Genomic DNA, 480 nt, shown 5'->3' on the forward strand with positions numbered 1-480 from the left:
GTGGCGCTTCCGGCTGAATTTACGCCAGCCGGGATGGTGATGTTTATCCAGGGTTCAGAGATGACCACGGTGGAAACAAAACGGCAATACTTCCCTCCATTTCAGCAGTTCTTGATACGACATGAAGAAGAACTCAGAAACATGCAACCTCAACTTCCTCAAGATGCGCCTTATCTTAAACAGATTTATCAACTGCCTTCTGACATGAAAGGAAAAATATTTGAATATATAAGTACCAATTCAATTTCCGATGTATTCAGAACGCTTGAGGCCTGTAGGTGGAACGATGGAGTATCCTTTATTATAAAAATGAAAGCTCAGGATTCTCGTGATAAAAAATATGACACTAAAAGAAAAATATTTAGTCTGAAATATAACATCCCTGAGAAAAAATCACAATTACTGGCTATTCTGTCAGGGTTGCAACCCCGTCAGGATAATCAGCGTCCCTCAGGCAATCAGTTAGCTATTCAGTATGGG

Annotated in this window: 1 pseudogene; it reads left to right on the plus strand. The window is 40.4% G+C overall.

Annotated features, from left to right (window positions below):
- Nucleotides 1-480 (plus strand): annotated as a pseudogene (locus tag A1WC_RS05330) (hypothetical protein); the annotation flags it as partial.

This window comes from Klebsiella sp. KTE92 (assembly GCF_000398905.1).
GTDB classification, from domain to species: domain Bacteria; phylum Pseudomonadota; class Gammaproteobacteria; order Enterobacterales; family Enterobacteriaceae; genus Klebsiella; species Klebsiella variicola.